The organism is Puniceicoccus vermicola (assembly GCF_014230055.1).
Lineage (GTDB): Bacteria > Verrucomicrobiota > Verrucomicrobiia > Opitutales > Puniceicoccaceae > Puniceicoccus > Puniceicoccus vermicola.
Window position 1 is genome coordinate 1 of sequence record NZ_JACHVA010000094.1, and the last position, 6,791, is coordinate 6,791.

The 6,791-nt window shown below is 52.8% G+C and carries 5 protein-coding genes, 1 tRNA gene and 1 pseudogene; 4 read left to right on the plus strand and 3 right to left on the minus strand.

Going from position 1 to position 6,791, the window contains the following annotated elements:
* Window positions 1-148: 148 nt before the first annotated feature.
* Together msrA and H5P30_RS11985 are read right to left on the minus strand one after the other, a co-directional pair.
* Window positions 149-649 (minus strand): annotated as a pseudogene (msrA, locus tag H5P30_RS11980) (peptide-methionine (S)-S-oxide reductase MsrA); the annotation flags it as partial.
* Window positions 650-813: 164 nt separating this feature from the next.
* The gene (locus tag H5P30_RS11985; protein ID WP_185693179.1) at window positions 814-2,436 is read right to left on the minus strand and encodes an ABC-F family ATP-binding cassette domain-containing protein; all 1,623 of its coding nucleotides are present in this window, start codon (window positions 2,434-2,436) and stop codon (window positions 814-816) included.
* Window positions 2,437-2,639: 203 nt separating this feature from the next.
* Between H5P30_RS11985 and H5P30_RS11990 the strand changes: the two genes are divergently transcribed.
* From H5P30_RS11990 to H5P30_RS12005, 4 genes are all read left to right on the plus strand, one after another.
* Window positions 2,640-3,041: a hypothetical protein gene (locus H5P30_RS11990; RefSeq protein WP_185693180.1), complete on the plus strand. Its 402-nt coding sequence runs from the start codon at window positions 2,640-2,642 to the stop codon at window positions 3,039-3,041.
* Between the two features lie 55 nt (window positions 3,042-3,096).
* Window positions 3,097-3,741, plus strand: a complete 645-nt coding sequence (locus H5P30_RS11995; RefSeq protein WP_185693181.1) for a hypothetical protein — start codon at window positions 3,097-3,099, stop codon at window positions 3,739-3,741.
* 234 nt (window positions 3,742-3,975) lie between these two features.
* On the plus strand, window positions 3,976-6,096 hold the full coding sequence (locus H5P30_RS12000; RefSeq protein ID WP_185693182.1) for an ATP-binding protein: 2,121 nt from the start codon (window positions 3,976-3,978) through the stop codon (window positions 6,094-6,096).
* Window positions 6,097-6,154: 58 nt separating this feature from the next.
* A tRNA-Thr gene (locus tag H5P30_RS12005) sits at window positions 6,155-6,230 on the plus strand.
* An 89-nt stretch (window positions 6,231-6,319) separates the two neighbouring features.
* On the opposite strand, the gene H5P30_RS12010 is transcribed toward H5P30_RS12005, so the two are convergent.
* Window positions 6,320-6,791 (minus strand): transposase (locus H5P30_RS12010; RefSeq protein WP_185691582.1); only part of this gene is annotated, 472 nt, incomplete at its 5' end.

Genomic DNA, 6,791 nt, shown 5'->3' on the forward strand with positions numbered 1-6,791 from the left:
CGGAACCTTCCAAGGACCGGCTGCTTTAGCTGCCGATTCCCACGTTACGGGGACCGCTCCTACGTGTGAGAGAGCTGGAAGCTCTCACTACTTTGACTTTCCCGTCGCAGAAGCACGGAAGGCCCGTCTGTGATGAACTCATTCCGAGCTTTTGAAGCTTCGGATGAATCACAAAGGCGCAATACGGGGCGTCGGGATTGTTTTTGAAATAATTCTGATGATAGCGCTCGGCCGGATAGAAAGTTTCCAGAGGCTCGATCTCCGTCACGATCGGATTCTTGAAATCGGCTTGAGCCGCAGAGCGTGACTCAAGAGCCATTTTTTTCTGGTCGTCGCTTTGGTAGAGCACTATCGAGCGATACTGCGTGCCCACATCCGCTCCCTGACGATTTCTTGTCGTGGGATCATGGCCCTTCCAGAAAACGTCCAAGATCTCGGGAATCGAAATCACCTCCGGATCAAACTCAATGCGAATGACCTCCGCATGACCCGTCTCTCCGCGACAGACCGCCTCGTAGGATGGATCGGCGACCTCTCCGCCCGCATAGCCGGACTCCACAGATTGAACGCCGGAGAGCTTCTGAAAAATTGCCTCAAGGCACCAGAAGCAGCCACCGCCGAGAACGAGCGTCTCTTGTTCTTTACTCATGAGGTAACTTCGGGGAATCCCTCAGATTTGCAAACGCAGGGTTCGTTCTCAAGTCCGCACCCTTGCGCGACTGTAAGAGCCAATCGGTTGCTTCTGTCTAAAATTCCCTCTCTCCCTCCCAGTTGAACGGCAGAGATTCGCTTTCGCATCGATTGACGATGCTCCTACGACTTCGATTCGTCCTGCTTCAAGACCCGCTCGACATACTCCGATACATTGCAGGTCAGCATTCGACTGCCGTCCGGGCGGATTTCGAGAACCTTGTTGACCACGGGATCGAGAAAATCACGGTCGTGGCTGACGAGGATCACCGTCCCTTCAAATTCCCGAATCGCATCCTGGAGAACTTCCTTACTGCGGATATCCAAGTGGTTGGTCGGTTCGTCAAGAATCACGCAATTGCAGGGCCGCATGAGCATCTTGGCCAGAGCGACACGATTGCGCTCCCCTCCCGAAAGAACGGACACCGATTTCGCCTGATCCGTCTTCGAGAAAAGGAGGGCTCCCAAGGCTCCCCGCGGATTGGCATCGCCTTCCGGCCGAACAGAGGCCTCGACCTCCTCCAGCACGGTTTTATTCGGGTTCAACTCCTCGGCCTGCTGCTGCGCAAAATACCCAAACACGGTCTGCACGCCCACATCCATCTCTCCCGAGTCATAGGGCTCCACGCCCGCGATAATCCGGGCGAGAGTGGATTTACCCGCACCATTCACCCCGACGACGGCGATCCGGTCGCCTTTGTCGATCCGGAGGTCCAGCCCCCGGAACACCTTGATGTCGCCAAAAGACTTATAGAGTTCTTTCAGCTCGACCACCTTCTGGGAGGCCGGTGGGGGTGGCGGGAAGCGGAAGAAAATCTTCTTTTCGTCGCGCTCGACTTCAACGATGTCCATCTTGTCGAGCTGCTTGATGCGACTCTGCACCATCCCCGCCTTCTTTTGATTGCCGCGAAACCGGTTGATCAACTCTTTCTGGCGGGCGATTTCCTTTTTCTGATTGTCGGCCTTGCGCCGTTGGGTCGCGATAATCTCAGCCTTGTTCTTTTCGTAGAAATTGTAGTTCCCGGAGAACGAATTGAGATTGCCGAACTTCAACTCAAAGGTCCGGTTTGTCACCGAATTGAGGAACGCGCGGTCGTGCGAAATGATCATCAGCGAGCCATGATAATCCTTCAAGTAGCCTTCGAGCCAAGTTTGCGAAACGATGTCCAAGTGATTGGTCGGTTCGTCCAAAAGGAGGAGCGACGGGGTCTGCAAGAGTAGCTTGCCCAGAGCGATTCGCATCTGCCAACCACCCGAGAACTCACCGGTATCGCGTTCGAGATCGGTCATCGAAAAGCCAAGACCGAGGAAAACCCGCTCAATCCGGGACTTCATCTTTTCCGGCTCGTGGTCTTCGAGCTGTTGCTCCCATTCTCCAATGGTGTCGATGATGTCGTAATACTCTTCATCTTCGGGATCGAGCTCGTACATCCGCTCAGTTGCTTCGTCGATCTTCTTCTGCAAGGAGAGGACGTCGGCAAAAGCTTGCTCCGCTTCCTTATACAGGGTGCGGCCACTCGTCTCGATCCCGTCCTGCGGGAGGTACCCGAGACTGACAAAACTGGGCTTCTCGATCTCGCCCTCGTCTGGGGTTACCTCCGAGAGGAGCAGCTTGACCAAAGTGGACTTGCCCGACCCGTTCACACCGACCAACCCAATCCGGTCCCGCTGACCGATGGTTACGTTGATCTGCTTGAAAAGGGCCCTGTCACCATAGGACAGAGAAATATCGCGCAAAGTAATCATCGAAGCGTACTACGGCGGCCTCCCGACTCAGCGCAAACCGAAAGGGGTCGATTCCGAGCATCTCTGAAAAGTTTCTCGTTACCAATTGGCTTTTCCGGCCTCCGCGGAACAGATACCCGGCTCGTGAACAAGCGTCGCTGCGCACTTCATTGGGAGCTTCCTGACTCGACTCAACGCTCCGAATACCTACCATCCTCCCCTGTATGGATATCCTCAAACACCTTTACTCCCAAAAATCCGAACACACCGATGGTTTAAATCAAGAGGAGCGTGAAGCCATTCTCGACCTTCTCCTCTTCGCCGTCTACGCCGACAATCATCTTTCCCTCGCTGAGGACCGAATCATCAAAAACGAAGTTGAACGGCTGCAGTGGGAGTCCGGCACCTCTATCGACTACTACGTCGACGAGGCCACCGGTTCGGCGAGGGCAGCCCTCAGCTCAGAAACAAGAGAAGCCCAATTTCTCGAATCGATTCAAACTCGCCTCAAATCTCCGGAGGCGAGGAACCGAGCCCTCAGCCTGCTGTCGAAGCTTTTCTATTCGGACGGCGAGACCCGGGAAGAACGCAATTTTGCCCAGAAAATCCGTCAGCTCCTCGCCTAGGCGGACGACGGCCCTATCCTCCACCCCATCGAACCTTCCATCCCCCATTTCCCTTATGCGATTTCTGCTTTATCTCCTCCCCTTAGGTTTTCTGCTCCCCTCACTCTGGAGCGCCTCTTTTCCGGCTAAAATCCTCGATTACGAAACCACCGGCACGACGGTTTACGACTCAATGCCTCTCGGTTTTTCGGTTGCCGATTTAAATCCCGAATCCGGGGCCAAATTCGATATCTACTTTTACGACAACGGAAACGAAAAACTTCCTGACGGAGTGAGTGACCCGGTACAAAAGGAATTCGGCCAGGTATTTGCGGCGATCTACCAAATGCAGAGGTTGGGATACTACCGCGATATCGGAAAGCCGATGATGTCCAAGGGCTCGATCGATCTAGGAGGAGAGACCATCTCCTGCCTCTCCGGAATGATTCAGTTTCAACAGACGGAAAAAGGAAACCGAACGGACTATCTGGGAACCCGCACCTCTTTCGCTTTTCTTACCGCTTATCAGGGGAGGTTTATTAAGGTCCGATTCACCATGAATACTGCCGATCAGGATTTGGCCTCCGAAAGGTTTACCGCAATCATGAACAGGTTGGAGTCGTGTTTCCCCTCCAAGAAAAATCAGCCAAGCTCGCCTCCGAAAGAAACTCCTTCGCGTCCCGAAAAGCCGATTAGTCCGCGCTCTGATCAGGCCGCTTAGATCCCCCTTTCCGCCCTCCTTCTCCCCATCTGAAACAGGCAGGCGGCCAACCTTAACACCGCCCTGATTCGTTTTTCGGCCTTTTCGTATTGGAGAGAAGACTAGTCCTAAAATCGAATCACCCAATCCAGGATTCAGAAAGACTCCTCTTTTCCCGTGATGAACCCCCGAGAACCAGTGATTGACGGGAGTAACCATTTGACTACTCTACGCCGGATTATCAAATTTTTGTAAATGAATGGACAGCACAAAGGTTCCTACAAGAGCATTCGCTTGTTGGAGAAGACTCTCGAAGTCAGCAATAGTTCCATTGTCTTCACGGATGCCCGAGGCAACATCACTTACGTCAATCCTGCCTTTGTTGAAAGAACTGGCTATTCGGTCGATGAGGTTCTCGGAAAGAATCCCCGAATCCTCAAATCGGGGCGGATCGATAAGAGCATTTACGAGAATCTCTGGAAGACCATCTCGGCTGGCGGCACTTGGTCCGGGCAAATGCAAAATAAAGCCAAAGACGGCACTCTTTTTTGGGAACAAGCAACGATCTTTCCGGTCTTTGATCGCGAACGTGAGATCTCGCAATATGTTGCGATCAAGGAAGATATCACTGCGCAAAAGCGAACCGAAACAATCCTTCGCTGCGTCGGAACGGCCAATCAACTACTCCTTCAGTCCCCGAATCTGGAGATAGCGATCCCCCAGATTCTCGAGCTTCTCGGCCAAGCGTGTGATGTCGACCGCGCCTATCTATTCCAATATTCCGAACCTATATCCGACCCAAAGCAGGCCCGGATTTCGCTAAAATCGGAATGGAACTCCGGTGCCTTTGCGCCGCAGATCGACAACCCCGAGCTCCAGGATCTCTCCACCAATCAGGGGCTCATGAAAGAATGGATCGCCAGTCTGGTAGATGGAAATCCGATCAGGGTGAATGTCGCTGAACTTCCAGAGCCCGAGTACAGCCTGATGCAGAGTCAGGATATCGTTTCCCTCCTCCTCATCCCGGTCCACGTAGGAAGAAGACTCTTCGGGTTGATTGGTTTTGATGATTGCCAGATCGAACGAGATTGGCCGGATCAAGAGATATCACTTCTCCTTTCCGTCTCGGGCAGCCTGGGAATAGTTCTTCAAAAAAAGGAATACGAGCACGACATCCAGGAAGCTCTCATCAAAGCCGAAACTTCGGCGATGGAGGCCATTCAGGCCAACTCGGCGAAGAGCGCATTCCTGGCCACCATGAGTCACGAAATTCGCACCCCGCTCAATGGGATCCTCGGAATGACTCAGATCATGCTCGAAGAAGAAACCTCTGAGGAAAAGCGGGATTTTCTCGAGACCATTCACAAGAGTGGAGAGAACCTCTACGGTTTACTGAATGACATCCTCGATTTCTCCAAAATCGAAGCTGGAAAACTGGAAATTGTCTGCCGAATCTTCTCGATTCGATCCATCGCCTCCGAAGTTCGAAACCTTTTCGTCGGTACAGCACGCGAAGCCGGACTCGAACTGCTGCTGGATTGCCCAGACGACCTTTCCGAACGGGTTTACGGCGACCCAGACCGAGTGCGTCAGGTTCTGGTCAACCTCGTCTCCAATGCCCTCAAATTTACGGAGAAAGGCAAAATTGAAATCCGGGTAATGTCGGTCGAGCAAGAGCGCAAGTTCATCCAAGTACAAGTTGAGGACACTGGAATTGGGATCCGCCCGGAGCTACAGGGCACTCTCTTCGAAATGTTCACTCAAGGTGACTCCTCGACAACACGTCGGTTCGGAGGAACTGGACTCGGGCTCGCTATCAGCCGGCGTCTGATGGAAGCGATGGGTGGACGTATCTGGTTCGAAAGCACCCCGTTCGTTGGAAGCCGTTTCTTCTTCGAATTCCCGGCCGAACTGCCAGACAAAGAGATGAATAAAGACCAAGAAACTCTTCCAAACTTCGAACTCCCGAAACTCAAAATCCCAGACCGACCGGAACCACCGAGAAACCTCAAAATCCTTATAGTCGAAGACAATCCGGTGAATCAAAGGGTCGCCGAGCTCCAACTGCGCAGCCTCGGTCAAGACTGCGAATCCGACGACAACGGCAGACAAGCCATCCGCCGCTTTGAAAAAGGAGAAACCTTCGACATCGTCTTTATGGACTGCCAAATGGCTGGCATTAATGGCTTCGAAGCCACGGAGCAGATCCTTTCCATCGCCGAAAAACCACCCTACATCGTCGCTCTTACCGCCTCTTCCGCTACGGTCGACCGGGAGCGTTCCGTCAACGTGGGAATGAAGGAGTATATCGTCAAACCAGTGAACAAAGAGAAACTCGCAGGCGTGATAGAACGTTTCCAGAAAGAGTCTAAATAATCTCCTTTCCCTTCTTGCTTTCTCCGCAGGGATCGTCCAAAACCTGTACTTTCCACCCGCCACCTTAGCTCAGCTGGTAGAGCAGTTGATTTGTAATCATCAGGTCGTCGGTTCGATCCCGACAGGTGGCTCCAGTCCCAGCATCCGTGAAAGCGGGTCTACTCCAAAGTTTGGGGACCGGGCATAATTTGTGATTATTTTTCTTTAGGATTATTGTGTGTGTTCATTGGCACTGAGCGAGGACGCGCAGTCGGTAATTTTCAAAGTTTCTGAAGCCGAAGGCTCTTCTTTGGATGAGTTTCATTTTTCTGTGGAAGCCTTCGGTGATGGCATTGTTTTTGGTAAATCGCCACATGGTGGCGATGGGCTCGATCCATTGTTGGAGGGTCTTGGCGAGGGTTTTGAGTTGTGCAAAGCCCTGTTGTTGTAGTTCTTCGATATGTCGATAGAGCTCTTTGGCATTTGATCGACACTTCTTTGCTGTGCAGGACTTCTGGCAGAGAAGGGAGTGGATTTGCCATCGTTTGAGATAGAGGGGCTCGAGGGTTGGGTGCTTGTCGAAGAGTTCCTGACGGCGTCGGATCTGTTTTTGCGAGAGGCGCCCGGGTCGGGTTCGCAGGATCGCCAGGAGTCCGCTGTTGCGGGTAATCTCGGGAGCAATCTCACGGCAAAGGCCCGTGAAGTGATGAGCGAGT

Coding starts and splice junctions, on each gene's coding strand:
- H5P30_RS11985 (WP_185693179.1), bottom strand. CDS start 2,436: ATGATTACTTTGCGCGATATTTCTCTGTCCTATGGTGACAGGGCCCTT.
- H5P30_RS11990 (WP_185693180.1), top strand. CDS start 2,640: ATGGATATCCTCAAACACCTTTACTCCCAAAAATCCGAACACACCGAT.
- H5P30_RS11995 (WP_185693181.1), top strand. CDS start 3,097: ATGCGATTTCTGCTTTATCTCCTCCCCTTAGGTTTTCTGCTCCCCTCA.
- H5P30_RS12000 (WP_185693182.1), top strand. CDS start 3,976: ATGAATGGACAGCACAAAGGTTCCTACAAGAGCATTCGCTTGTTGGAG.